At 42.8% G+C, this 23,214-nt stretch carries 21 protein-coding genes; 11 read left to right on the top strand and 10 right to left on the bottom strand.

The window, feature by feature from the left end; genetic code table 11:
• Window positions 1–92: 92 nt before the first annotated feature.
• Window positions 93–386: a sigma-70 family RNA polymerase sigma factor gene (locus tag E8L90_RS19455; protein WP_244297307.1), complete on the bottom strand. Its 294-nt coding sequence runs from the start codon at window positions 384–386 to the stop codon at window positions 93–95.
• 453 nt (window positions 387–839) lie between these two features.
• Between E8L90_RS19455 and E8L90_RS19450 the strand changes: the two genes are divergently transcribed.
• Both E8L90_RS19450 and E8L90_RS19445 read left to right on the top strand, forming a co-directional pair.
• A complete protein-coding gene (locus tag E8L90_RS19450; protein WP_137030882.1) occupies window positions 840–2,036 on the top strand; it encodes a hypothetical protein in 1,197 nt (398 codons plus the stop codon).
• A 6-nt stretch (window positions 2,037–2,042) separates the two neighbouring features.
• A complete protein-coding gene (locus E8L90_RS19445; RefSeq protein ID WP_137030881.1) occupies window positions 2,043–4,238 on the top strand; it encodes a tetratricopeptide repeat protein in 2,196 nt (731 codons plus the stop codon).
• A gap of 254 nt (window positions 4,239–4,492) precedes the next feature.
• On the opposite strand, the gene E8L90_RS19440 is transcribed toward E8L90_RS19445, so the two are convergent.
• From E8L90_RS19440 to E8L90_RS19425, 3 genes are all read right to left on the bottom strand, one after another.
• Window positions 4,493–6,028: a thiol-activated cytolysin family protein gene (locus E8L90_RS19440; protein WP_137030880.1), complete on the bottom strand. Its 1,536-nt coding sequence runs from the start codon at window positions 6,026–6,028 to the stop codon at window positions 4,493–4,495.
• A gap of 659 nt (window positions 6,029–6,687) precedes the next feature.
• A complete protein-coding gene (locus tag E8L90_RS19430) occupies window positions 6,688–7,131 on the bottom strand; it encodes a cell wall hydrolase (RefSeq protein ID WP_137030879.1) in 444 nt (147 codons plus the stop codon).
• Between the two features lie 318 nt (window positions 7,132–7,449).
• Window positions 7,450–8,535, bottom strand: a complete 1,086-nt coding sequence (locus tag E8L90_RS19425; protein WP_137030878.1) for a glycosyltransferase family 28 protein — start codon at window positions 8,533–8,535, stop codon at window positions 7,450–7,452.
• Window positions 8,536–8,864: 329 nt separating this feature from the next.
• On the opposite strand from E8L90_RS19425, the gene E8L90_RS19420 reads away from it, so the two are divergent.
• From E8L90_RS19420 to E8L90_RS19405, 4 genes are all read left to right on the top strand, one after another.
• Window positions 8,865–9,659 carry a glycosyltransferase family 8 protein gene (locus E8L90_RS19420; RefSeq protein WP_137030877.1) on the top strand — a complete coding sequence of 265 codons (795 nt, stop codon included), beginning with the start codon at window positions 8,865–8,867 and terminating at the stop codon, window positions 9,657–9,659.
• 237 nt (window positions 9,660–9,896) lie between these two features.
• A complete protein-coding gene (locus E8L90_RS19415; RefSeq protein WP_137030876.1) occupies window positions 9,897–11,114 on the top strand; it encodes a macrolide family glycosyltransferase in 1,218 nt (405 codons plus the stop codon).
• 171 nt (window positions 11,115–11,285) lie between these two features.
• Window positions 11,286–11,720 (top strand): HEAT repeat domain-containing protein, encoded by a 435-nt coding sequence (locus E8L90_RS19410; protein WP_137030875.1) that lies wholly within the window; start codon window positions 11,286–11,288, stop codon window positions 11,718–11,720.
• Window positions 11,721–11,847: 127 nt separating this feature from the next.
• Window positions 11,848–12,363, top strand: a complete 516-nt coding sequence (locus E8L90_RS19405; protein ID WP_137030874.1) for an SMI1/KNR4 family protein — start codon at window positions 11,848–11,850, stop codon at window positions 12,361–12,363.
• 92 nt (window positions 12,364–12,455) lie between these two features.
• Here E8L90_RS19405 and E8L90_RS19400 read toward each other — a convergent pair whose 3' ends face one another.
• A complete protein-coding gene (locus E8L90_RS19400; RefSeq protein ID WP_137030873.1) occupies window positions 12,456–13,778 on the bottom strand; it encodes an esterase-like activity of phytase family protein in 1,323 nt (440 codons plus the stop codon).
• Window positions 13,779–14,004: 226 nt separating this feature from the next.
• On the opposite strand from E8L90_RS19400, the gene trpB reads away from it, so the two are divergent.
• The 4 genes from trpB (at window position 14,005) to E8L90_RS19380 (ending at window position 18,218) form a co-directional block, all read left to right on the top strand.
• Entirely contained in the window at window positions 14,005–15,171 is a 1,167-nt protein-coding gene (gene trpB, locus E8L90_RS19395) for a tryptophan synthase subunit beta (protein ID WP_137030872.1), read from the top strand.
• 284 nt (window positions 15,172–15,455) lie between these two features.
• Window positions 15,456–16,670, top strand: coding sequence for a NupC/NupG family nucleoside CNT transporter (locus tag E8L90_RS19390; protein WP_137030871.1), 1,215 nt, complete (start codon window positions 15,456–15,458; stop codon window positions 16,668–16,670).
• 144 nt (window positions 16,671–16,814) lie between these two features.
• Window positions 16,815–17,477: a CPBP family intramembrane glutamic endopeptidase gene (locus E8L90_RS19385; protein WP_137030870.1), complete on the top strand. Its 663-nt coding sequence runs from the start codon at window positions 16,815–16,817 to the stop codon at window positions 17,475–17,477.
• A 135-nt stretch (window positions 17,478–17,612) separates the two neighbouring features.
• Complete coding sequence (locus E8L90_RS19380) at window positions 17,613–18,218, top strand: GNAT family N-acetyltransferase (protein WP_137030869.1); 606 nt, start codon at window positions 17,613–17,615, stop codon at window positions 18,216–18,218.
• A gap of 17 nt (window positions 18,219–18,235) precedes the next feature.
• Here the strand turns inward: E8L90_RS19380 and E8L90_RS19375 are convergent, their stop codons facing one another.
• Window positions 18,236–18,634, bottom strand: a complete 399-nt coding sequence (locus E8L90_RS19375; RefSeq protein ID WP_137030868.1) for a hypothetical protein — start codon at window positions 18,632–18,634, stop codon at window positions 18,236–18,238.
• 221 nt (window positions 18,635–18,855) lie between these two features.
• Here E8L90_RS19375 and E8L90_RS19370 point away from each other — a divergent pair, with 221 nt between their 5' ends.
• Window positions 18,856–19,731: a radical SAM/SPASM domain-containing protein gene (locus tag E8L90_RS19370; RefSeq protein ID WP_137030867.1), complete on the top strand. Its 876-nt coding sequence runs from the start codon at window positions 18,856–18,858 to the stop codon at window positions 19,729–19,731.
• Here E8L90_RS19370 and E8L90_RS29970 read toward each other — a convergent pair.
• The 4 genes from E8L90_RS29970 to E8L90_RS19350 all read right to left on the bottom strand — a co-directional run bounded on the left by E8L90_RS29970 (window position 19,690) and on the right by E8L90_RS19350 (window position 23,160).
• Window positions 19,690–20,019, bottom strand: coding sequence for a hypothetical protein (locus E8L90_RS29970; protein ID WP_162309103.1), 330 nt, complete (start codon window positions 20,017–20,019; stop codon window positions 19,690–19,692). The two genes, E8L90_RS19370 and E8L90_RS29970, sit on opposite strands and share 42 nt — an antisense overlap.
• Window positions 20,020–20,265: 246 nt before the next feature.
• On the bottom strand, window positions 20,266–21,126 hold the full coding sequence (locus E8L90_RS19360) for a copper amine oxidase N-terminal domain-containing protein (RefSeq protein WP_137030866.1): 861 nt from the start codon (window positions 21,124–21,126) through the stop codon (window positions 20,266–20,268).
• A 95-nt stretch (window positions 21,127–21,221) separates the two neighbouring features.
• Window positions 21,222–22,526: an MFS transporter gene (locus E8L90_RS19355; RefSeq protein ID WP_137030865.1), complete on the bottom strand. Its 1,305-nt coding sequence runs from the start codon at window positions 22,524–22,526 to the stop codon at window positions 21,222–21,224.
• A gap of 22 nt (window positions 22,527–22,548) precedes the next feature.
• Complete coding sequence (locus E8L90_RS19350) at window positions 22,549–23,160, bottom strand: TetR/AcrR family transcriptional regulator (RefSeq protein ID WP_137030864.1); 612 nt, start codon at window positions 23,158–23,160, stop codon at window positions 22,549–22,551.
• Between the last annotated feature and the right edge of the window lie 54 nt (window positions 23,161–23,214).

The raw sequence follows: 23,214 nt of genomic DNA, 5'->3' as shown, positions 1-23,214 counted from the left end.
AATCATCATTATCGACGTGCTTTCCTTGCGCCCTGACGTGAACAGTGAACTTGTACTCAAAAATTTTTAAAAAACCCTCCATTTGGGAAGGCCTACGACTTAACTGCTTGTGGGTTAGACTCTAGTTTTTTTCGAAGTATCCCTAAATATTTCCGTTTGTATTTGTTTACGCCTTGTTGAGATATGCCTAAATGCTGTGCAACTATTTCTTCTGGAACTCCATTGATCACTACTTGCTCAATAATAAATCTTGCTTTATCTGGAAGGGAATTCAACATTTCTTCTAAGTGTAACTTAGAATCTACAGAAGCCATCTGATTCTGCCCACAGATATTTTCTATGATCGGAAGCTCTCGGGTGGAAATCTTCTTTGCTTGATACTGCAACCGCCAAGCGATCCTTCTTTACATAAAAAATTCCATCTTTTTTCGAATGAAATAAACCTAAGAAATGTAATTTAAACGCCATTTCATCGCGTTTTCGTATCATACTTAGGAGTTTTCTCTTAGGGGATTACTGCCTAATAAAAAAAGGATAAAATTACATTATTGTCAAAAAAATCAAAAAATTGTTGACATTCGGAATATATCAATCTATTATTACTAGTATATACCACATATTCACATATATGGTATAAATATAAATCTATCGGAGGAATTATTTATGAAAAAAATTACTGTGCAAAAAACCGAGCCTGTAAAATTGACTTCAGTAGCTAACACAATGTACGACTGCACTTGTGAGCAGGCATAAAGACTTGTCAGTAACATGGAAAAGTGGGGCATTTGCCCCTCTTTTTCAATTATAAAGAAAGCATGACAGCATCCGGGAGGAAAGTCGTGAACGAAAATCGCATGATCCAATTACACCCGTTAACATTTCTGGAGGATAAGCAAGGAGTCCTGATTGGGCGGTTTGGGACGGATACGTTTGCTGTTTTTCCTGAGGATGGAGCAGCACTTGTACGAAAACTGCAAGAGGGCATGGGGGTTGCCGAAGCGCATTCCTGGTATCAAGATACCTATCACGATGAAGTGGACATGGATGATTTTTTGCAGACATTACGTGACCTGACATTTATTTGTGATGTTGAGGAAAAGGAAACGAAAGCGCAGAAAGTATCGGGGCAATGGTTGGGTAAGCTAGCTTTTTCTCCTCTTGGTTGGCTGATTTATGGTGCCATCATAACCTGTGCCTTGTGGTTGTTATACCAATATCCACAGATTCGTCCGGGTCGACAAAGCATCTTATTTTCCGAATACGCCATGGTGATTTTTCTTGGCATGACGATCGGTCAGATTCCAGGGATCTTGTTTCATGAAATGATGCACATGCTTGCCGGACGAAGACTGGGTATCCCGTCAGAACTAAGTATAGGCAGAAGAATGTACTTTTTGGTCTTCACTTCTTCCATGCCAGGTATTTGGGGATTCCCAAAACGAAAGCGTGTTCTTCCATTTTTAGTTGGAATGTTCGGTGATATTTTGTGGTATTCCTTATTGGTGATCGTTGCTAGTGCAATTTGGATTCATACAGGTGAGAAGACAATCATAGCTGCATATTGTATGGGACTAGCATTTACAACACTGTTGCGTTTCATCTGGCAATTTTATTTTCATCTTCAAACAGATATCTATTATTTAATGATTACGATGTTGGGGTGTGTAAATCTTCAGGAGGCTACACGTTCCTATTTGAAAAATATATGGTATGGACTAATTAGAAAAAAGAACAAGATGGTCGATATGTCCAAGTATACGGAACGGGATCATCAGGTAGCGAGATGGTACAGCTTTTTTTACGCAACTGGCTGGATGATGATGACAGGAATGATGCTCTATATGATTCCGGTCGCTATTCAACTTTTAACGAATATTTATCTCTCCATATTTACAGGAGAAGATATGAAATTCTGGGATTCCGTTGTTTTCTTGTCTATAACGGGAGTCCAGTATGGAATTGTATTTTATCTATACCTAAAAGAGCGTAGAAACAAAAGGGAAATTCGGAATTTATCAATGGAACAGAGGGGATGAGTGGAAATGAAACAATCGATGACACACCAATGGCTGATTGGATCTCGACGCTGCGACCGAGAAAAGAAGTACTTCGAAGAGCAATACTCCACATGTTATGTCAGCAATTGTCATTGCAATCTTAGAGGACCCTATACAGGTACTGGTGACCTTCTGCGCCAGATTATTCCGGAAGCTTATTCGAAATGGCCAGACCTGATTTTATCACACTGCATCGAGATCTTATCCATAGCACCAGAACTGAAAGCAGTCATTCCTGTTAGTGTAGAAACACTTACCTCTCTTGCTATTCCGAAAGAGAGAACACGTTATTATTCGAAATTGCGTACACTTCGCATGTCGAATGGTTTGATCGATCTTTTATTGGCATTAGCGAATCGGGAACGAATGGGAAAATTGACCTTGGTTTTTGAAAATGTGCAGGCCTGTGATCAACTTGATGCAGAATTTATAAGTACACTTCTGCGTCGTGCGAAGTCTGACCTGATTCAGGTGATCGTAAGTTCAAGTGAAATAGCGGAAAAGGAAGCCCTGAAAAAGGCGTTACAAACGTATACGGAGCCTACTACTATTCTTTCTGACATCGAACAAGATATGAGGATAGTAAATCTATCTGACGAAGAGCGACTTGAGCTAACGAAACGATACATATTTTCTGACTGCACATCAGATTGTGAGCAGGAATTGCTCGCCTATGAAGCAACTCCTATTGAAATTCGTCAGAGCCTTCACGAAGAGCGGGCAGAATCTCTTATAAAAGAAGAGCAGTGGTCACTGCACTTAGGCGCCATTCCGTTTCATCTGGAGCGCGGTACTTCTGAGAAATCAGCAAGCGAAGCGTTGTTTAAAGCAGTTAGTTATAGCATTAACATGGGTTTTTACGATGCGACTATCGATATGAGCCTACGTGGCCGGAAACTGACGAATTGGAGCAGCGAATTTGATAATAGCCGGTATTTTACAATGAAAATGGCTACGTCTCTGGCTGCATTGGGTGAAACTGATGATATACCGACGCTTTTAGGAGAAGTGTACGCGAACACTGATGATTTTAGAGTTCATATGCAAATTTCATATGGATTTTCGATGTACTATACGAGGCACCACCGAGAACGAGAACACGAGAAGGCGAAAGAATGGATACAAAAAGCCATTGATTTGGCAGAATGGATTGAAGATGAAAAAGAACGTGCATTTCAACAAGTATTTAACCAAAATGGATTGGCTTTAGTAGAGTTACATATGGATAATCCTGAAGAAGCGCTTCGATTGGTTACGGAAGGATGGCAAAGGTTAAATCAGACTCTTGCTCCTGATGAACATATGCTGCATCGCTCGGTGTTGCTTCATAATAAAGGGCTGATTTACGTAGCTTTAAAAAGGTTTGAAGAAGCAGCTGAAACATTTAGCCAAGTGATACAGATTGATTCCAATTATCCTGAATATTACTTTGATCGTGGAAACCTTTATAGCCGAATGGGGCGACTGGATGAAGCCATTGAAGATTATAACCAAGCGATAAAGCTTAGTCCCCCGTTTCCAGAGGTTTATTTCAATCGAGCTACTGCCTTCAATCGTCTTGGAGATGTGGAGAAAGCAATGGCGGACTATGACTACTTGCTTGATATAGACCCCGAAAATCTTGATGGATTACTTAACAGAGCTACATTATTGTATCAAGTGGAGAAATTCGAAATGGCCCGAAAAGATGCTGAATTCGGTTTAGAAATAGAGCCTGATCATGCGCGGCTCCTGTGTACACTAGGTTTAATTGAAATGTCGGATGGCAATAATGATCGAGCCCTAAAAACGTTTACCGCTGCCCTAAACAAGGATAGGGAAATGATGGCCGCTTGGACAAATAGGGCTGTCCTGTACTATGAGATGGGGGAGTATGACAGGGCCATAGCTGATCTAACTGAAGCTATTGCACTAGAGAAAAATGCAACCGTCCTTTACAACCGTGCATGGGTCTATGAAGCACAGGAGGAGTGGCAATTATCCATTTCCGATTATACAGAGGCCTTCGCGTTTTCTGATGCAGACGAACAAGATATTTACTATCGGAGAGGTTTGTGTTTTATCAAAATGGGTGATAGGGAACTTGGCACGGAAGATTGGAACAAGCATCTCATGTTTGGAGAATCACCGCATGTGAATGAAATGATGCAACTGTTACCCTCCCTGTTCGTTTCGAAATAATAAAATATTTTGTGGACAAGGGACTTCTTCTTGGCGGGTGACCATTTGAAGCCGCAATTCATACAGCCGTTTACAATTTCATTTCTACGGACAAAGCCAATTAGGATGCTGACAGGTATAGATAAATCGGTTGAAATCTGACAAATTATTACAATGGCGACAAGAAGAATTTCAGCCAAAGAATATGGTGATGGTGAAAAAGAAAAACGGCTGAAATCCTCAACAAAAAGGATTTCAGCCATTTCTTTACCCAACTATTTAAATGTAATACCACCAGTTGGGTTTAATGTCGTTCCGCCAATCTCAACCTTAATTTCACTAGATAATGGAATGTTGTACTCATCAATAACCGTTCTCCACCATTCCCAAGCAAGGCCGGTACATTCTTTCGCAAAAACCCTTATATTTTTTGCATTAGGTGGCAACGGAATGACTGTCGTGAAAGGAGCTGTTCTATCTTGGTTGCTACCTTCCCACGTTTTATGTGTGAGTACTTCTTCACCATTTTTATCATAGGAAACTTCATCCCAGGATACATCAAATTGAGCGACATACCAGCCATAATGACCAAGTGATATTTTCCCTTTCGAATATTCTGTAGCGGTAGTCTCAATATAATCTGTATTGTTATGAACGGCAGCAATTGCATTATCTTTTAAGAAAACACTTGTATACGAAATTGGATAGGCTGGGTTCTTTAGGCTAAATTCCGCATTATCCTTAATGATATTACGGATTTCACTGAAGTCTTTTGTAACGACCTTGTTATGCTCTTGTGAATCTCCGCCTAATACTACAGCTGTAAAGGAACTGTCTTCAAAAATATCCTTGTATTCGGTATTCGTTTCGACATTGCCAGTATTCTGAAGCAGGGCTTTAAATGCTGCTTTTACGTCTTTGCTCTTCGAGGTTGTTTCTAATTTCACATAAATGGTTCTACCATAAGCTACATTTGATACCATGACAGGTGGGGATTGATCACTTACCCCTTTACGTTTTAAATCTTTAAAAGTAACACTATCATCAAAAAGATCGGATGGATCGTTAGGCAGCTCCGCATTTACTGTATAAAATATTTGTTTATATGCCGCCACCATTACTTTTTTCTCTCCACTAGCAATCGCATTAAAGTCAATTCCTAATGTAGAATCAAGATATTTCGCGTTAACATTCAGCGCACTTCCAATTTGAGATTTGCTATAAACCATTGATTCTGCATACTGCAATCGCGCAGGTAAAGTATGTGTTGCTGAATACTCATCGCTCCATTTAGATACAAGCTCATCTACTGCTCCAGACACATTACCGTATGTTGGATTATCCACAGTAATTGAGTTTTCCTTTTTCAAACCTGGTAAATCAATACTAATCGTCAAAGGTTTTCTTGGTACTAGTAATACACTAGGTTTATTTTCTGCAAAAGCTTGATTTGCAAGTTGTAATGCTCCTGGATAAGTGCGATTAGCCATAGAATCAATGATGGAAATATCTACTGGAGAAGTTGAAAGTGACTTCTTTTTACGTTCTACGACTATAAATTTACCTTTTGGATTGAGTCCTTCTTTTGGAACAAAACTATCTATCTCATCACCACTTACTGCTAAAATTTCGTCATTATCATAGTCTAAGTCAGCAATACCGGTATTAATGTCATCGGCATTGCTTGATTCACTGACGGAACTAGAATCAACTGATTCGGCAAAAGAGATAACTGGATAATTTACAGCAGCGAAAATAACAGATAAACTAGCGATTACTTTTAAAATTCTAGTATGATTTCGAAGCTTCATAAGATGTCCCCCTTTGAGATGTAAGCATAACGTCAATCATATATGCTCACAGTAAATATTTTCCGGAATACTAACTATATCGGTAGTTTCGGAAGTAATCTTTAGATTGAACCAGAAATAGTATAGGGTGGGGCATATCTTACAGCTTGTTCGTACGATCTACAATTTAACAAACGGTGTACAAAGAAAAATAGCCGTTCGATTAGAACGGCACTGTGACTCCAAGATCTCCCCGTCCATCTAAACCCTGCAACCGACCTAGAACCTACAAAAACGGGGAAAAACCAGAATTGCTCTCCATTTACGAGCCAAAGATACGTAAAACGAAACAAACAACCTTCAATTGCCCGTGGATCAATTCGAAAGGGAGCGGGTTGTGGGGGGATGAACGCTGGGGGAGGAGTTAACGGTTCTGGTAATTGCTGTGCTCCTGGCGGCTGACCCGGAGGTGGCCCTAGAGGTGGTCTAAATGCCATTAAAAATCACTCCTTTTACAATGAATTCTCAACAGTGTTTGTTCAATCGAAAAACAATGATTGGGCAGATCACACCTATGGATGTAACTAGCGTATTAGACATAGCGAATCATGCATGATCACATTCCCGCGCGAGCTTATAAAAAAACTGCCCCTCCTTTTCGCTGGGGGCAGCCCATAAAATTAAAAAGTATTATATACATTTATACATTCTTGCGCGGTCGGCTCATAAAAACAATGAAGCCTGTATCGTCCTACGTGCGGCTGATTATACCAGGTCGGCGGACAAGGCAGGGGATTTTGCGCCGTTCCTGGACGAAAATACCAGAGGGAGAATTTGCCCGGCCAATGCCGCTCCCCATTCACAGCCCGTCGTGCCAGACGGCGTTCTCTATCTCTAGACCTTTGGTAGTACATACCATGTTGCAGAGCTTCAAACGCATGCGGCTGATTGATCATTTGGGGAATGGTCCGGATTCCTTTAAAATCGGAGCAATTGGCTCTTACACGGTTAACGCCAACATTTCCAACAAGGAGCATCCCCATTTCGCCTTCACCCTCAGCTTCGGCTCGAAGCAACCTTGCCAACATGTCAATATCACTGCTCCTGGCTTTTATGACTGCCATCGGCTCACCTCTTTAGATTGTTCTAGGCATATCATATTGTAGATGGAGCAGATATGTTACGCTTCAAATCACTCAATAGAGCAAACACCAATCCGAGGAATATTTTTGATTGTTTTCACTGTCTACTCAACACATGTGGTACGAAGGGAAATGAAAGGAGCATGGGAAAAGAAAATGAAATGAAATGATTGATAACGAGCATGCGAGTGTCTCAACGAATATATAGGGATTTAGAGGGGAAATGAACGAAAGTAAGAGGACTGTCTTAAGTAGAAATTGATCTTCTGCCTAAGACAGTCCTCTTTGTTTGCTTCAAAGTCATCCGTCCTTATTTCCAAATGAGCTATACGGCGTCAAGCGGAGGAGATCCTCCCGTCTTTTTGGCAATTTCGATAGCGGGATTCGGTATGCCATTTCGATAATTTTGCTTGCGACCTCTGCTCCATTGGTAGGGATAAGACGAAATCTTTTTTGAATGACCTCTTTATTTGCTAGCGCATGCTCGATCTTTGGTACAATCTCTTCCGGTTCATGGATCGATACATGATCACTATCGACTACTTCCCTCAGCATCTCTATTTTTTGCTCGCGTTCCGCATCATCTGGCGGAAGGAAAAGTAACGGGGTTCCTGTAGAGATGCAATCTCCTAAAATGCCCATGCCCGGTTTGCTAATGACCAGACTGGCCGCCTGTACAAGATTTTTGCCATTCGGAATAAGAGGGGCTTTGATAATTCTTTCATCGAATGGGTAATCTTCATCTGCCAATTGCCCAGCTACAACAAATCGAAAGCGGCCAGCGAGCGAGTTTATTTGATCATACCACTTCACGATCTGTTCATAACGGTTAGCGAGTCCGCCACCCATGTGAACCAGAATAAACGACTCGTTCTGCTGAAGGCCTAACAAGCGTCGCACTTCTTGTGGGGACTGGCTGATTTCCCTGGTGATTAAAGGAATAGGGATATAGATGCAGTTCATTTGCGGATGGGTCTGCTGAGGCGGTATAAGATTCATGTGCAGAAAGATATCGGATTGATTGGCGATTTCTACAATGCGATTTTTGTATTCCTGCATCGGAGCTGAATCATTTTTACCGATGATAAAGTCACTGTGATAGAGGGTCACGAGCTTTGTGTCTCCACCGACCTTCCCCTCACTGCGAAACCGAGGCACATCAGAGCGCCAATCATTTATTAATAGTGTGGTTCGTTTACCATCCTCGAATTTTTTGGATGTAAAGGTTTGCAATTGGATATCATTGTGCAGGTTTTTCGATAAATAGCCATGCGTTTCCCGAAAGGCAAACACGTGAATAGGCAGACGTTGCTGCTGCAATTGTTCCGTTATGCTAATGCATCTACCGAGATGGCCCATACCTCTGCCAACCACAAAGGAGATCATCGTTCATCACCCTTTTAAATAGGTACTTTCTTGGTCCCTGTCTGAGCTTGGACAAATTACCCACATGCATCTACTTTTTGTGTTCTTTTGAGAAGCTCAATGCCCGAGTCGTTCTCACCGCTTATATATTTTATGGGGGTGGAGTGAACATGCTCTAGTCGTATAACGGTTTTCTGATCGATCACAGAAAAAAGCCGCATTAGCGGAGGCTCGCAGCTGTGAATTGTGCTCCCATCTAGAAATAAATTAGGTATTTTCATCACACAAACCACCGCTGTCCATGAATAGTGTGTATATATAGCTCAATTAGGATATGGGGTGGGAGAATAGTGGGCACGATTCATATTGTAACAGCCGTTAATGATGGTTTTGCTATCCATCTCGCAGTCATGTTATATTCCCTTTTTGAAAATAAGGTGTCGAAAAACCCAGTCATCGTTCACGTTATTGACAGTCAAGTCTCTGAGAAAAATAAATCCATCTTAACGAAAACTGTGAAACGATTCCATGCTCAAATCAAATATGTCACTATTGATCCGACCCTATATGATGGATTCCTCGTCCGTGATCACCTTACGCAGGAGACTTATCATCGGATTTCTATTCCAGACCTGCTGGACAAAGAAGTTGAAAAAGTGATTTATTTGGATAGTGATATCGTTGTTAAAAAGGACATCACTCCATTATGGAACACAAAAGTTGATCAATATTTCCTTGCAGCAGTGATGGATTCTTGGCAAGGGGTAAACAAATTAAGACATGTCGACCTGTCTATTCCGGATGATTGTGATTACTTTAATGCGGGAGTATTAGTCATGAATTTGAAAAAATGGAGAGAGCATAACATTACAAGCAAGATTTTGGATTACATGACAAAGAACCAAGGGCTTATTCGTTATCCCAGTCAAGATCCGATGAATGCAATTCTCCATGGTAATTGGCTTCAACTTGACACAAAGTGGAATTATCAGTCCAAACATCTTTATAAAAGCAACCTGCGAATAGATCCGGCCATTATTCACTACACAGGGGAAGATAGCAAACCGTGGTTGAGTAAAAAGCACCCGCTTCGAGAGGAATATTTTAAATATCTCAAAAAAGTAAAGAAGTTAAACTCCTTATAGGCATCGGGCTTTCGGCGCTTTTCGAATTTAATAAAATGGATAGAAATCCCTTCACATGGAGAAATGATGGCTGGAGGGATTTTTGTGTTTAAAAAACTTGACATAATACTAAACATCTTCATATAAAATATTGAACAAATTATGAAATATTTCGATTTTAACCATTTTCACTAGCCTTCTGACCTATAATGAAATGGAAACATTTTCTAAATTAACATTCTTTTGGAGGTGGAGTGAGTGGCACGCGTACTGTATGTTACGATTCCAGCAGATGGTCACGTGAATCCTACATTGGGATTAGTGAAGCAGCTAGTCGACAACGGAGAAGAAGTCGTCTATATGTGTTCAGAAGAATATCGGGATAGGCTTGCCCAGACTGGGGCGCAATTCCGCGCTTATCAATCGGAAGAACAAGTATCTCGTGATTTGGGTTTTAACCCAACAGAATTCAAACACCCTCTTCATTTCACTGATTTTATGCTCCGAGGCATTATTGAACCCTGCATTCCCAAGATACTCAGGCAGATAGAAAACGAATCATTTGATTACTTGATTTTTGACTCCTTGTTTGGGTGGGGAGGGGCAATCTTAGGTGAGAGGTTAGGAATCCCGACGATTTGCTCCGTAACCAACCTGGCATTTGCTGAACCGCTCAGCCATATTGTCGAAGTGTTTGATGCAAGCGATGCTGTAGATGTGGATGCACTTTATGAACGAGTGACGCAGACTGCACAGAGCATCGCACGTGTATGCAACGTAGCCGTCCCTGCCATTGAAGATATTACCCGCCAGTATGGGGATATGAAGATTGTCTTTACCAGCCGTGAATTCCAGCCAGATGCTGACAAGCTGGACGATAGCTACATATTTACAGGACCGTCGATTGCGTCGCGCCCTGATTCTCCTTCGTTTCCGTTTGAAAAACTTCGCGCTCCATACCATAAGGTCGTATTCATTTCCATGGGCAGTATTTTGACCAAGGATGTGGAATTGTACAAACTGTGCTTTGCAGCCTTTCAAGATATTCCGGCTCAATTCGTACTATCTTACGGAAGAGACACGGAGCTGGAGTCGCTGGGTGAATATATTCCACCAAACTTCATCGTGGAGCCGTACGTTCCGCAACTGGAAGTGCTCCAGCAAGCCGATGCTTTTATTACACATGCTGGCATGAACAGTACGAGTGAGGCTCTCTATTTTCATGTGCCACTCGTCATGATTCCATTAAGCTCCGATCAACCGATTGTGGCAAAGCGGGTGGAGGAGCTGGGAGCGGGGATTAGGTTAGATAGAGGGCAGCTCACACCGACAGCATTGAAAGATGCTTTGCTGCAAGTGTTGAACGAATCCACCTATAAACAGCACGCGATACAAGTAGGGGACTCTTTGCGTAATGCTGGCGGATACCAAGAAGCTGCAAGATGTATTATGTCTTTGTATTCCGTGCCGAATTAAAAATGAAAAGCTTCTTGCCTCATTATCATGAGCGGCAAGAAGCTTTTTTACTATAATTTAATTTCTTCGCTCTCCACACTTTTTTCGAGGAATTTATATGTGAGAAGGGGGTGTTATTCATATGATGTAGTGCCATAATAGAAGGATGATAGTCAGAAGGAGATAGATTTGATGAATAATATTGTAATCAAAAATGAGTTTCCTCCGAATTTTGAGGAATTAAAAAAGGCTGCCAATCGAACGTCTAATTGGAGAGAGCGTTTAGAGGCTGTTGAAGAATTAGGGCAGTGGAAGCATGAAGAAACAATGAAATTACTAATGAGAATCATGGAAAACGATACGGTATACAAAGTGCAAGAGGCTGCTTTTCAAAAACTGAAAGCATTTGGGGAAGGTGCTCGGTTACCTGCTCAGAAAAAAGGCGACTTGATCAAAGGCGCAACGAAAGCTTTGGTAAGAATTAAGAAAAGCTTGCCAAAAGGTCATACGCTCGAGGAATTCAAAGAGAAACTGCAAAAAATGAGAAGCGATATCTATGATACGTACGAGGGAGAAAAAGGTGCTGATTTTGATCAGTGGCTGGAAAACACCTGGGCGTCGTTATAGAAAGAGCAGTAGAGAAGGATTGAGTGACAAAGGAAGGGGATCATACCCCTTCTTTTTTGTTTCAACTAAATGCAATAATTTCCGATATTAGTAAAGTGGATCGAAATTATTAACAGGGAGCAATGGCATGGGAATTCCAAATCATGTAACATTTGAATGCTGCACAGAAAAGATAGACATTCAAGATATCAAAGAAGTAGAAGCTGCGCTGGGCGTACGATTTCCCAAAGATTTTGTAGAGTGTATGCTTGAGAATAATGAGGGGTGTCCTATTCCTTGTGTCTTTGATTCCGAGGAAGTAGAAGGTAAAGTATTTAATGCATTCTACAGCCTAAGTAGGAAGGTTGGGGGGTACCATATCTTAACAGCACATGAGAATGTTAAGGGTTGTGTACCCGAAGGAGTGATCCCAATCGGATATGATGCTGCCGGTAATTACATTTGCTTTGACTATAGTAACGGACGGCATGCTGAACCAATCGTTGTTTTCGTAGAACACGAATTCTTGATCTCCGAGGAAGACTTGGATGAGGGTGACCTAGAAGAAAAATCATTGGAAGAATGGCAAAGAGAAGCAATTAGCCGAGTGGCTGAAACATTTACAGAATTTTTATCGAAGCTGTATGAAGGGGAAGATGAGTAACATAAGAAAAGCCTCGTAACATGAATAAGCTACGAGGCTTTCTTTATATTAACGTAGGACTTCTCCCGCATAAACAGCAGGTGTCAAACTTCTTATTTAAAATCCTTACCCACTTTAATCACATACATCTGCGTAGGATTGCTATTAATTTTAATCTTGCCCTTCTCGTCATAGCCATCTACGCCGAAATCATTGTCATTCACAATGGCAATCGTGTTTTTATCCACAATCGCTAGTCCTTCCAGCTTTTCATGCGGATAGTTCAGCTTGGCTACATCCACCACCAATTCCTTGGAAACAGGCACAATTCCTTGCTCTTTCACTTGGGCAACGGTGAGCTTCTCAAAGTCACGCTCACTTGTTGACGTACCGAGTAAATTGGTTGCTTTCGAAAAATCGGCTTTGTAAATACGCTTAAGCTGTGCGTCTGCACCGGCATTTTTGTCTCGCTCGTCAATCAGTAAAACATCCTGACTGAGTGCAGCCAAGTCACTGATCACGACGTCTTTTTGTTTCACTTTCACGAAATCTTTCGCGTTCTCTGCGATGTACATGTACTCGCCTACGACTTTTTTGGTGGCGAGATCCATCTTTAAAATGCGCAAATTACGGGAAGCCTCGCCTGTCTTTTTATCAGGGACTGCCATCGGACTTTGGATCGAAGTATACAAGAACTTGCCGTCTGGCGAGATGGTGACACCTTCGAAGCCACGGTTTGCTATGCGTTTGGAATAGATGGCTGGCAACGTATCAAAAATCTCCATCTTTGCGCCTGCTGCAAGCAAGGCTTCTTTGCTGCCCTTTGGTACATAGCGGCCCAGGATTGTGCCGTCACGTTTTACTTGAATGATGGATGGGCGGTATTCGTCGGATAACCAAAAGGTATCGTCGACCGGGTTGTAAGCGATGCCTTCCAAATCCAAACCGTCTGGATCGTAACTAAGCTTTTTGGTTCCCGTTACATCGTAGGGAACTTCATCAGGGCCAGCGAGGTTCGGCAATCCACTGATATATGCATTTTTCGTAAAAACGTTGATTTTGCCCTCTGGCAAATGCAGCTTGATGGTTTCCAAAACGTGAATGTTCCCGTTCTCCACCTTTATTTTGTACATGCGTGGTGTGTAGTTTGGGTCAGGGAATGTACGCAGTTCGTCCTTGCCGTATTGACCATTTGGTCCACGGTCTGCCAATGTATAAAAGATAGAAGGAGGATCATTAGGGAGATGCACCAGACCGGAGAAGCCGCCTTCTTTAATACCCTCAGCGAGTGCAGGAGGATTTTTCCATTCGTGAATTTCGGCTACAACGGGTGCTCCCGTTACATTTTGAGTTGCACCTGCTCCTTGTGTTCCGATCAAGGATAGAGCCGTGATTGTTGCGATCAGCAAGCTTTTCTTTTGAAAGTGAATCTTCATCATATCCCTCCGAATGAAAAAACGACGTAGTGAACCGCTTTTGTTAGACTACCCGATCTATATTGGGAAAATATGAAGCGAAGATGATTGTTTTGTAAAAAATACAAATGAACCGACAGAAGTAATAAATTCTGAATAATCGAAAATTCACTTTGACACACAGACTTTTGATTTTATAAAATGCAAGGGAGGACTAAGGACTAGTTATAGCGGAGGAGAGATGAGCATGTCATTGACAGAACAGACAAAAAAGGGATATTTCGGAGAGTTCGGAGGAAGCTTCGTACCTCCACAACTGCAGGAAGTATTGGACTATTTGGCTGAACAGTTCGAAAGGTATAAAGATGACGAGGAATTTATCGAAGAGTACAGGTATTATCTGAAAGAATATATAGGCCGTGAGAACCCGTTGACGTTTGCTCGCCATTTAACAGCAAAACTGGGCGGTGCCAAAATTTATCTAAAGCGGGAGGATTTAAACCATACCGGCGCCCACAAGATCAATAATGTCATCGGGCAAATCCTTCTGGCAAAGCGAATGGGTGCACAGCGTATTATTGCCGAGACGGGTGCAGGACAGCATGGAGTTGCTACCGCGACTGTTTGTGCAATGTTTGGCATGGAATGCGTGATCTATATGGGCGCGGAGGATACGAAAAGGCAAGCATTAAATGTATTTCGAATGGAGCTTTTAGGGGCAAAAGTGGTAGCCGTGTCCAAAGGGCAAGGAAGATTGAAGGATGCGGTTGATGAAGCGCTAAATGATTTAGTTCAAAACTATCAGAACACGTTCTATCTATTGGGATCTGCGGTTGGTCCGCATCCATTCCCTACGATGGTAAAGTATTTCCAATCGATTATCAGTGAAGAATCCAAGCGACAAATTTTAGAAAAAGAAGGTCGCTTGCCGGATGCGGTTATCGCTGCTGTTGGCGGTGGCAGTAACGCGATTGGAGCTTTTGCTCATTATATAGAGGAACCATCTGTTCGTCTGATTGGTATTGAGCCTGATCAGGCACCTACCTTGACCAAAGGGGTTCCAGCCGTCATTCACGGTTTCAAATGCCTCGTATTGCTGGACGAAAATGGAGAGCCTCAAAAAACGTACTCGATTGCGGCTGGATTGGATTATCCTGGAATCGGCCCGGAGCATAGCCAGTTAAAAGTAAGTGGACGCGCGGAATACTACACAGTGACGAATGAAGAAGTGTTGGCGGCTTTTCAAGAACTATCGAGGACAGAAGGGATCATTCCCGCCTTGGAAAGCGCTCATGCCATTGCATATGCCTTGCAGTTGGCTCCCACTCTGTCCCCGGAGCAGATCCTGATTGTTAATCTTTCAGGACGTGGTGACAAAGACGTAGAGCAAGTTTTCCATCTGTTAAACAAATAAAAGATGCAGAGGCCGTCCTGGAGGGATAGCCTCTTTTTCGTCTATCGATTGCTTTTGTTCAATATAATTGTATATTTTTTAGTGAAACTTTAGTATTATCTTTTGAAGGGTTCCCAATAATAGTGTTTTACTTGTACTTCTTACCATGAACCATGATGGCGATTAACCATAGCATTTGTTGGCAATAGTGATCTTGTAAAGGTGCAAATGGTTAACAGCATCGTGCTTACAAAACAAGTCATCTAAGATATCGACACAGCTGGCGATACAGAAAGGATACGTTTATGCAATACATTTGGGGAGTTCTCGGCATTCTGGGAATTTTTTTGATAGCCATTGCGTTTTCGAAAAATCGGAGAGCGATCAATCCGAGAACGGTCATTGGTGCGTTTGCGATTCAGTTTATTTTTGCTTTGGTCGTACTGAAATGGGATTTTGGGAAAAAGCTTCTGGAGTTCTTGGCGTCGATTGTACAAAGCATCATTGATTCGACGAATGCCGGAATTCAGTTCTTGTTTGGCGGGATACTGGGTGCACAGAACGCAGGCTTTACGTTTGCCCTGCAAGTATTACCGATCATTATTTTCTTCTCTTCCTTAATTTCGGTCCTGTATTATCTCGGAATCATGCAGTGGGCGACGAAAATCATCGGTGGATTTTTGTCTCGGGTGCTTAAAACGAGCGAAACCGAATCCATGTCGGCCTCTGCAAATATTTTCTTGGGTCCAATTGAGGCACCACTCGTCGTAAAGCCTTATATTGAGAAAATGACCAAGTCCGAGCTGTTTGCGGTAATGACAGGTGGACTGGCGTGCGTTTCGGGCTCGGTGATCGGTGGGTATGCGATGCTTGGTGTTCCGATTGAGTATTTGCTGGCCGCAGCATTCATGGGAGCGCCGGGTGGTCTGTTGCTTGCGAAATTGATGATGCCAGAAACAGAACAGCCACACAGAAAGGAACGCGTGGAAGTCATGAAAGATACGGAGTCCAGAAACGTCATTGACGCGGCTGCACGCGGAGCTTCGGACGGGCTAAAAGTGGCTGCTGGTGTCGGTGCGCTGTTACTCGCGTTTATCTCGTTGATTTTCTTGCTGAACTCGATTATTGGCTGGCTTGGCGGGTTAGTGGGAATAGAAGCGTTGACGCTTGAGCACATTTTAGGCTACCTGTTCGCGCCGATTGCCTTTATGATCGGGGTTCCATGGGAGGAAGCTCTAAAAGCCGGTTCTTTCATCGGGCAAAAGATTGTCCTCAACGAATTTGTTGCATACACGGCTTTTGCACCTGAGATTGCGAATTTGTCGCAAAAAAGTGTGGTGATCATCAGCTTCGCCCTTTGCGGCTTTGCTAATCTGGCTGCGCTGGCTATGGTCATTGGTGGCTTGGGTGGATTTGCTCCGTCAAGAAGATCAGACCTTGCGGAAATGGGCTTGCGTGCAGTAGTTGCGGCAACCTTAGCGAATCTGTTGAGCGCAGCGATTGCGGGGATGCTTATTTAGATGAGTGGGTAAAAATCAGTACGAGGGCTGGAGTGATCCATGCCCTCGTTTTTTTGGTACTACTCGAAGTTAGTACTACTCGCTTTTTGTGTTCCCCGCTACAATCTTGTTAGTAAAAACAAGCCATGATTTGGTGGGGATATGATGAAGCATGTTCTGTTATTTCTAGGGCCAACGATCATGATCTTTTTAGGTTTACAAGTCATGAGTAGCGTGCCAGTCACGTTTCTGCTTTTTTACGGGTGGCTGTTTGTGGTTCCGCTTTTGGACATGATCGTTTTGAAAAGAAACACCTGGCGGGACACATTCAGGCAAATGGGATTAGGAATCAACCGCCCTAATATGTATCACGGCATTTTGACTGGACTTCTTTTCTTTCTCACCATGGTTCTTGCGGGATATTTCTTTCACAGCTTTTTGTTTGATAAGGATGATCTGCAAAAATTATTGGTACAATGGAATTTCTCAGGCAATCTTGTCGTTTGGCTCATCCTTGTTTTGTTAGTGATCAACCCGTTTCTTGAGGAAATCTACTGGAGAGGATATTTATTTAAAAAGCTGGAAAGAAAGCTGACGAAGCGAACCATGATTTTGCTGACGTCATTGTTTTACAGTCTGTATCATTTTCTTTCCATCATTCCTTTGTTTAGCTGGCCGTATAATTTTGCGATGATTTTGCCAGTCTTTTTGGCGGGAATGATTTGGGGATATATGCGAGATAGGAGCAAATCGTTGATGGGATCGATCGTCAGTCATATCCTTGCAGATTCAGGGATCATGTCTGTCTATCTCCTATTCTTGAAATGAATAATGCAGGTATGGAGGCAAGCTTCCATACCTTTTTTCTATGGGAAGACATTCTTATTGATTGGATAAGGAGGAAAAAGAGTCATGTTGGAAAAAATAAGAAGTTAGGTAATTTCAAAAGATGGAGCTGAAATCATGAACGTTGACGTGCTTTTTAACCAGTTTCCCATTTTAAAATCAGATCGTTTCACCTTGAAGAAAATCGAAGAGCAGCATTTGGACGAAGTATTTGAAATCTACAGCAATGACAACGTATTTACTTACTGCGGCATTATCCCCAAGCATAATAAAGCGACAGTGAAAAACATGATCGGGCATTTTGAGAGAGACTATTTGAAAAAATCCAAGATCAAATGGGGGATATTCGCCAATGATAACCCCGATCACTTGCTTGGCATTATGGAAGCTTTCGACTTTCATCAAAAGGTAAACATGGTGACCATTGGCTACTTCTTGTCCGAAGCGCATTGGGGAAAAGGGATTGCGGCGGAAGCGGTACACATCCTGCTTTCATTTTTGTTCATGGATGCCAATGTTAACCGAATACAGGCAGAAGTGATGCCTGCGAATGAGCCCTCCAAGAAAGTATTGTTGAAGAATGGCTTCATGAAGGAAGGAACGCTTAGACAAGCTACGCTATGGTCGGGCAAAGGGATTGTGGATGTAGAGATATACGGAATGCTAAAAGAGGACTATGAAAAAGGAAGGGGGCAAGCTGCATTGGCAAAGCCCCTGGCATGACGGGATGGCCTACAATTTCACTGTGGTACATCTTCATCCTGTGCAAACATCTCTAATGTTGCTATAAGAATATCTTTTTTATCTATATAGTAATTTACATAGGGAGAATAAATAAAAGATCTTCCTTCAAACATCGTATAAAAATCAAAAGCGGGCACAGGGCGTTCCATTTCTAAGGCAGCCCCTATTGTAGAGAGCAAAGCGAAAAAGCGAACGGGATTGCAATCCAATTGCATATGAGTAAGAAGTTGTTTGGCGCAGGATGCGTTTTTAGTTTGCTCAGATGTATATATTTCTGGGAATCTCCCATTCAACAGGTATTCCTTTAAGAAGATACGGTAGTAGTTATTGGCTGCTTCATCAATATCAGAGTACATTTTCCCAAAATCAGTGTAGATTTGGTTTTCACCCTTCATCCTTATCACTCCAATCATTCCAACTCGCACTAGATAAAGTTATTGTATCAGAAAACGAACCTCAACCTTCACGATTCGTGATGGGAGAGGTTCGTTTTTTGCCGAATAGGAATTATTAGACAGAGTCGCATATTGCTCTAATCTGAGCACTCCTATGTTACTATGTTTGTAGCAACAAACGACTGCCACAATTCATAGGCATCTGGAATGGGGAAAACATCTTGAAAACATTTAAGAAAGTCTATATAGAAATCACCAGCGTTTGCAATCTCGCCTGTACCTTTTGTCCGCCAACAGAGCGTAGTAAAAGTTTTATTAAAGTAGAAGACTTTGCGAAAAGACTGGATGAGATCAAACCGCACACCGATTACATTTACCTGCACGTCAAAGGGGAACCGCTTCTGCATCCCAAAATTGATGAGCTACTCGATATCAGTCATGAGAAAGGCTTCAAGGTTAATATCACCACAAATGGAACGCTGATCGCGAAAAATCGGCATAAATTGCTGGGCAAGCCTGCGCTCCGACAAATGAACTTCTCGCTTCACAGCTTTGACGGACATATTGGCTCAACCGACCGCGAAGGTTATTTGCGGGAAATTCTGTCCTTTGTTCGGGAAGCTCAGGAGCATCAAGTGATTTTTTCTTTCCGTCTGTGGAATTTGACGCAGGATAACGTCACGAACATTCAAAAGAGTAAAAACCGCCAGACGCTCGAAATGATTGAGAAAGAGTTTGGGCTGGACTATCGAATTGAAGAGAAAGTAGTGGCAGGCAGTGGGGTAAAAATCGATGACCGCGTTTATTTGAACCAAGATTACGAATTCCAATGGCCGAGTCTAACAGCGCCTGAAGATGACGGAAAAGGCTTTTGCCATGGACTGCGCACACAAGCGGCGATTCTCGAAAATGGAACCGTTGTGCCGTGTTGTCTCGATGGGGAAGGGGTTATTAATCTAGGGAACATCAATCAGACCTCGTTTACTGATATTGTGGATGGTGAACGAGCCAATAATCTGATAGAAGGATTTTCTCGCAGGGAAGCTGTCGAGGAATTATGTAGAAGATGCGGGTACCGCCAGAGGTTTGGAGCGTAGCAAAAGCAAAACGTCCGGGTCAAATGATTCGGACGTTTCGTTCATCTTCAGAATGTAACAACTAACAACGGCGGTGACGACGACAGCGGAAGAAACAAAAACGACAGCGGCGACGCCTGCGACGGAAGAAGGAACAAAACCGGCAGCGACGACGACGGCGGCGTAGACAACCACAACGATCATAGTCGCGTTCAAAATCTTCGTCCACGTCTCTATCGAAATCCCTGTCCAAGTCTGTATCGCAATCTCTTTCAATCCCGTGTTTTTTTTCTCGATCCTTACAACCACAAGACATACATCCACCTCCTTCGTGTTCATACCATATTTTATGAATGCCGTTTGGACATGACTGGACGAACTGTAGGGGATAAAAGCTTGTTTTCAGGCGTTGAAAAATGGCGGATGCCGCTATCCCCACAAACTCATGGGCAGAAGTAATGGTAAACATAAAAAAAGATAGCGGATCTCATAGCCAAGAGGAGCTAATGGGAACCACTATCTTTTTTCTATGCTAAATGAAGACTTCTTGTTGTATTACTTTGCAGATGTATCGTTGGCGTCTGTATCCTGCTCGGATTCTTTAGGGGCTTGAAGGTCGTCAATGATGACGATTTTGCCTTCTTCTTGCCATTCTACTTTCGCGTTCAGTTGTTCACTGATGAAGCGAAGAGGCAGGAATACACGTCCATTTTTCAGGACAGGTGTAGTGTCCAGAGAAATGGTTTTCCCATCTACAGTTGCTTCTTTTTTATCGAGGTACAGCGTGATAGATTTTTCGCCACGCGTAATTTCTACGCTACGAGTCTCTGGCTTCCAGTTCACTTCCGCTTTCAATGCGGAACTGATAGCACGTACAGGCACCAACGCTCTTCCACCTTGTACAAACGGTGCCACGTCAGCTTTTACCTGTTGTCCATCTACGAATGCTTTCACTTCTGTCGAGCCTGTCTTCTCAAGGAGTTCTCCAAGCTTTTTGAAAGGTGTGTGGTCTCCTTTTTGGTACGTGCGCTGAAGTAGCTCAAGCTGTACGTCCAAAGCTCCATGTTTGTCAGTGGTTTTTTCCAGATCAGCTACCAGTTGCTCGTATTTCGCTTTTTGATCTTCCGTGATTTCAGCCGTATGCTTGAGCTCTTGGCGAAGCTCGATTAGCTGTTTTTTCAACTTTACGTCTTTGATGTTGGATTCTGTGCTAGCTTCGGTTGAGTTCTCATCGTCGCTATCTGTAGCGGTATCAGATTCTTTGACAGAAGTTTCTTTCGATTTATCTTTTGCTTCTGCCTTTACTTCGGGTTTACCGCTTCCTTTTCCTTTGCTTTCCAGGTCAGCCGCCAGAGCAGCAGGTACACTGGTTGCGAGTAGAATAGCAACCAACGAAGTAGATATCACTTTTTTCATTTGAATCTTCCTCCTTCTAGGTGTAAGTTTCGTGAACTCGACATTCATGACGGAGGAAAATATGAATAAGTTGCATAGGTTTTGAGAAAATATTTTTATTTGTGCGAATGGTTACCTTTCAGTGTTATTCCTTCCAAATCCCGTATTTTCCTCACACGCCCGATTACGATTCCCAGGAGCGCCACAAGTACGCCAGAGAGAATAAACAAAAACCCAATTCCTCTGCCCGCCCCCGTTCCGATGACCTGACCGACCGTTTGCCCTAGAAATTGATCTGGATCAAACAACGGATTAAATACATGATCCGCCAAAAATCCCGCCGACCCAAATGCCAGTACGAACCCGATTTGCGAAATAGCCGTGATCATCGACCACACTCTGCCTTGCCGTTCATTCTCGACGTTCGTTCGGATGAGAACCTCGAGGCTTGTGTTTACAAAGGGAAGCGTGATGAAAAAGAGGAAGCCAAAAACCATAATCAGCCAAACGGAAGTAAACACACCCATCAGGGCATAAAATAAGCCAGCAAGTGCGAGAGAGAAGGACAGCATGAACACTTTGCTCTTTCCCATACCGAAAAGTCCGATTAAAAGGCTGCTGACGAGCATGCCCGATGCAGATGCAGAGAGAGCAATACCGAGCGTCTTGGAATCAGTTAATGTCAGCATCATAGGCCCCAAAAGCGATTGCAGCAGCCCGATGTAAAAGCACACGACAGACATTAACAAAACTAACGAGAAAACGCCTTTCTTTGAAAGGAGATAGCGGAAGGCTTCAGACATTTCGCGAAAAAAGCTTTGTCTTTCATGTTTCTGAGGAGTGGCATCGTGTTTCATAATCAGCAGTACGGCGCCGACAGCTAGAAGGAAGGTTATTATATCGATGAGCAAGACGAGCTGGATATCAAAAGCACTGAGAAGAAACCCTGCAACCAGTGGGGAAATCAGATATTGAGCTGAATTTGCCAGTTGAATGAGCCCACTTGCCTGTGAGTACATCTCTTCCGAAACCAGATCGGAGACGGTTGCTTTAAAGGCTGGGTTTAGAATAGCGGCAGAGATCGCGCTGATGCCGACCCCCAAATAAATGTGCCATAATTCCATATGCCCGGATAGCATGACAAGCAAGATGAACAAGATACCAGCTATGGAACCGATATCGCCAATGATCATCATTTTCTTGCGGTCAAATCTGTCTGCCAGCACCCCGCTAAAGGGGAGTAAAAGGAAGGAGGGGAGAAAAGAGAAGAGAATGATGAACGAATAGCTCATGGTAGAGTGGGTCTGTTGAAAAACAAAGACACCCAAGGCAAAAGCGGTAAGTCCACTACCGATAGCGGAAAGCAGCTGTCCTGACCAAATGATTAGAAATCTGCGAAAGGCTTTATCATGAGCGTTCATTGTCTTTTCTCCTTTTCATCTATTACAAAAACGAGAAGGAACCCGGCGCGGCTCCTAGTGACCGTTCAATAATTACCTGCATGGCTTGTAGACGTTTTGTTTGTTCCTCTTGATCCCAATGAAAAATGCCTGATTCCAACAAAAATTGCGAGCCAGCGAGGAGAAACTGAACGGTCTCCAAGGCATTCTCGACATGAAAGACAGATTCTTTATTTCCTTGTTCAATGACTTGCGCAAGGACAGGAGCAATTTTCAAGATAAGGGCGATGTTTAGACGCTCGTGAAGCTCTCTGTTTTCAGGGCGATGCAAGCTTTCCATCCATTCGGCTTGCTTATCAATGGAACGGTTTTGGCTGCGCAGCATCTGGCGAACCTTCTCCATGACGCTTAAGGTAGAGTCATCTGCGATTTTTTTATATTCTTCGCAAAGCGTATCGACCATGGACTGGACAAATGCTTCAAGGATTTCTTCCTTCGATTTGAAGTAGTAATAAAAGGTTCCTTTCGCTACGCCCACCTTTTGAATAATCGCATCCACGGTGGTATGGACATAACCCTGATTTCGAAATAGCTCCCCTGCGGCTTCCACTATTTCTGCTCGCCGTGTTGTGGGGTCTTTCACGACTCTTTTCATCGGCGCCTCCTTCGATTGTCAGTAAGTGATTGGATACAGATTACCATATGACTG

It is taken from the genome of Brevibacillus antibioticus (genome assembly GCF_005217615.1).
GTDB classification, from domain to species: domain Bacteria; phylum Bacillota; class Bacilli; order Brevibacillales; family Brevibacillaceae; genus Brevibacillus; species Brevibacillus antibioticus.
Note: the sequence above shows the minus strand (reverse complement) of the source record. Positions and strands in the feature narration are given on the sequence as shown.

Coding starts and splice junctions, on each gene's coding strand:
- E8L90_RS19445 (WP_137030881.1), top strand. CDS start 2,043: ATGAAACAATCGATGACACACCAATGGCTGATTGGATCTCGACGCTGC.
- E8L90_RS19440 (WP_137030880.1), bottom strand. CDS start 6,028: ATGAAGCTTCGAAATCATACTAGAATTTTAAAAGTAATCGCTAGTTTA.
- E8L90_RS19430 (WP_137030879.1), bottom strand. CDS start 7,131: ATGGCAGTCATAAAAGCCAGGAGCAGTGATATTGACATGTTGGCAAGG.
- E8L90_RS19425 (WP_137030878.1), bottom strand. CDS start 8,535: ATGATCTCCTTTGTGGTTGGCAGAGGTATGGGCCATCTCGGTAGATGC.
- E8L90_RS19410 (WP_137030875.1), top strand. CDS start 11,286: ATGAATAATATTGTAATCAAAAATGAGTTTCCTCCGAATTTTGAGGAA.
- E8L90_RS19405 (WP_137030874.1), top strand. CDS start 11,848: ATGGGAATTCCAAATCATGTAACATTTGAATGCTGCACAGAAAAGATA.
- E8L90_RS19400 (WP_137030873.1), bottom strand. CDS start 13,778: ATGAAGATTCACTTTCAAAAGAAAAGCTTGCTGATCGCAACAATCACG.
- trpB (WP_137030872.1), top strand. CDS start 14,005: ATGTCATTGACAGAACAGACAAAAAAGGGATATTTCGGAGAGTTCGGA.
- E8L90_RS19390 (WP_137030871.1), top strand. CDS start 15,456: ATGCAATACATTTGGGGAGTTCTCGGCATTCTGGGAATTTTTTTGATA.
- E8L90_RS19385 (WP_137030870.1), top strand. CDS start 16,815: ATGAAGCATGTTCTGTTATTTCTAGGGCCAACGATCATGATCTTTTTA.
- E8L90_RS19380 (WP_137030869.1), top strand. CDS start 17,613: ATGAACGTTGACGTGCTTTTTAACCAGTTTCCCATTTTAAAATCAGAT.
- E8L90_RS19375 (WP_137030868.1), bottom strand. CDS start 18,634: ATGAAGGGTGAAAACCAAATCTACACTGATTTTGGGAAAATGTACTCT.
- E8L90_RS19360 (WP_137030866.1), bottom strand. CDS start 21,126: ATGAAAAAAGTGATATCTACTTCGTTGGTTGCTATTCTACTCGCAACC.
- E8L90_RS19355 (WP_137030865.1), bottom strand. CDS start 22,526: ATGAACGCTCATGATAAAGCCTTTCGCAGATTTCTAATCATTTGGTCA.
- E8L90_RS19350 (WP_137030864.1), bottom strand. CDS start 23,160: ATGAAAAGAGTCGTGAAAGACCCCACAACACGGCGAGCAGAAATAGTG.